At 68.9% G+C, this 624-nt stretch carries 1 protein-coding gene; it reads right to left on the bottom strand.

The window, feature by feature from the left end; translation table 11 throughout:
• A partial coding sequence (gene hxlA / locus IEZ19_RS50110; RefSeq protein ID WP_189317999.1) for a 3-hexulose-6-phosphate synthase occupies positions 1-570 on the bottom strand: 570 nt, incomplete at its 3' end.
• Positions 571-624 lie beyond the last annotated feature (54 nt).

Genomic DNA, 624 nt, shown 5'->3' with positions numbered 1-624 from the left:
GATCGCTCCCCCGGCTACGGCCACGGTGGCCCCGGCTTCCCGGACGGAGGCGATGGTGTCGATGCGGACGCCGCCGGCGATGGAGAAGGGGACACCGGCCCGGCGGCCGTCGTGGAGCAGCGTGTCGATCGTGTAGCCGGGCCGGGCCTGCTCATCGAGCCCGGCGTGAATCTCGACGAACGACACGCCCAGCTTCGCCACCTCGCGGATCCGGTCCACCCGGCCGCCCACCACCGCGATCATGTCGGCGACGACGCTCTTGCCGTACTTGCGGCCGGCCGCCACCGCCCCGCGCACGGTGTCGTCGTCGGCCGCGCCCATCACCGTGACCAGGTCCGCCCCCGCCTCGAAGGCAAAAGTGGCCTCCAGCTCGCCGGCGTCGGCCGTCTTCAGGTCCGCGAACACCAGCTTGTCCGGGTGCGCGGCCTTGATCGCACTCACCGCGCCGATGCCCGCGGACTTCACCAAAGGCGTCCCCAACTCGAGGATGTCCACGTACTCGGACACCTGATTCGCCAGAGTCAACGCCGAGGGAAGGTCAAGGACATCCAACGCCACCTGCAACTGCATAACATCTCCTCATCGGCAAAGACGGTGCTCCGCACACGTCGATACACACCTCGG

The organism is Streptomyces brasiliensis, from assembly GCF_014647875.1.
GTDB classification, from domain to species: Bacteria; Actinomycetota; Actinomycetes; order Streptomycetales; family Streptomycetaceae; genus Streptomyces; species Streptomyces brasiliensis.
Note: the sequence above shows the minus strand (reverse complement) of the source record. Positions and strands in the feature narration are given on the sequence as shown.